Origin of the sequence: Moorena sp. SIO1F2 (genome assembly GCF_010672755.1) — a bacterium.
In the GTDB taxonomy this organism is placed as follows: Bacteria; Cyanobacteriota; Cyanobacteriia; order Cyanobacteriales; family Coleofasciculaceae; genus Moorena.
This window is the reverse complement of sequence record NZ_JAAHFV010000636.1, coordinates 1-1,710: the sequence shown is the minus strand read 5'-3', so window position 1 is coordinate 1,710 and position 1,710 is coordinate 1. Positions and strand designations below refer to the sequence as shown.

General features: G+C 34.7%; 2 protein-coding genes. Both read right to left on the bottom strand.

Annotated features, from left to right (window positions below; translation table 11 throughout):
* Positions 1 to 48 precede the first annotated feature (48 nt).
* The gene (locus F6J94_RS33635) at positions 49 to 330 is read right to left on the bottom strand and encodes a hypothetical protein (RefSeq protein WP_293048246.1); all 282 of its coding nucleotides are present in this window, start codon (positions 328 to 330) and stop codon (positions 49 to 51) included.
* A 201-nt stretch (positions 331 to 531) separates the two neighbouring features.
* A complete protein-coding gene (locus F6J94_RS33630; RefSeq protein WP_293048243.1) occupies positions 532 to 1,173 on the bottom strand; it encodes a WD40 repeat domain-containing protein in 642 nt (213 codons plus the stop codon).
* Between the last annotated feature and the right edge of the window lie 537 nt (positions 1,174 to 1,710).

Genomic DNA, 1,710 nt, shown 5'->3' with positions numbered 1-1,710 from the left:
TTCCCTTCTATTTTCCCCACCCCCTACCCCCCACACCCCATACCCTGTCTAGTTTTTAGCCTTGTTGTCACCCCCTGAGTTCATCGATAAACCCAGAACAGCTAAAGCTAATCCCCAAATTGGGATTTTATAATCGGTGACAATTTCTAACACTCCATTTAATCCTTTCAAAGGTTTAATATGAGGATGATTTTTGTTTTTTTGAACCCGATAGAGAATGTAACCAACTTCATCGATGACATCTTCAGGAAACCCTAACAGTTCCTTTTTTGAAGGTCCCACCCAAATAAGATTTTTCAGTAATTCATCTCCCATGTTGACATTTGGCATCTAGATCGTAAAGTTGCTCTTGTTGACTTTTTTGTGGGTAAACCCTATTGGCAGAGACGATTCTGGCATTAGCTTGATCTCCCTTAAGCAAAAGAAATTGACAGAACACTTTTCCCTATAGTACCTAGCAACATTCATGAGCGACTGCATCAACAAAGAATCAACTATTATTACTACTCCCTACTCCCTACTCCCTACTCCCTACTCCCTACTCCCCACTCCCTCCAAGCGCAGAAAATGCATATTTCCCCCTTCATCCCCTGCGACAATGGTTACATCATCCGGTGCAACGGCACAACAGTTGATAGCACTTTCTCCAGTAAACGTAGCAATAACTTCCCTAGTCTCGAAATCCCACACTTGGAGTGTTTTATCGGACGATGCAGAAATCACTAGCTTACCGTTGGATGTTACCTTGACCCGATTTATCGTATCCGTATGACCTGTAAAGGTAAAGATTTCCTCTCGCTTTTCCAAATCCCAAATTTTGATAGTATTATCCTTGGAGCCAGACACGACGTACTTACCATCAGGGGTTACGGCGAGAGTATTGACTGAATCGATATGACCTATCAGGGTGAAACATTCCTTTCTAGTTTCTAGATTCCAAAGTTTGATAGTTTTATCCTTGGAGCCAGAAACCAAATACTTACCATCTGAGGTGATAGCTAAACTAGTTATCTCCAGGTTATGACCTTTGAGGACAAAACGTAATTTTTTGGTTTCGAGATGCCACACTTTAATAGTGCTGTTAGTTGAACCAGAAATTACATAGTTGCCATCTGGCGTGATTGATAGAGTTGTTGCGGAATCATAAAATATGAAGGTTATTATAGAATACAATAGTTGATCAAGTAAATATAATGAAATTAACAATGAAAAAAGTAATAAAAGTATAATCCAATCTGAAAATAAAGATGGAATATATAAAAAGAAAGATATAATACTTAATAGGTAAATAACAAATATCAATAAAATTAAATAAATATAGCAATATTGAGCTATTGATAAAAAATCGCAAATTCTCTTTATTTCGGTGTAATTCCAAACAGTAAAAAAATGATAAGATAACGGAATTTTATTAGTTATACAAAGCAAAAAGTTATTGGGTGGAATCCCTAATTCAATAATTTTATTGCTTTCATAAGCTTGACTTAAGTCAATTGTTATATCCGAATATTTGCTATATTTTGATAAGTTTATTTTTTGTTTAGATATTTTTTTGTAAAACTCTTTTGGTAGATTATTTATATTATTTTCAGAAATATTTAAAAAATTGAATAGTTGTCGCCGAGCTGTTAGTATATTAGTTAATGCAATTAATATACTAAATTCTGGATATTTAGTCAGTATAATAATAAAAATACTCACAAGTAATAA

Coding starts and splice junctions, on each gene's coding strand:
- F6J94_RS33635 (WP_293048246.1), bottom strand. CDS start 330: ATGCCAAATGTCAACATGGGAGATGAATTACTGAAAAATCTTATTTGG.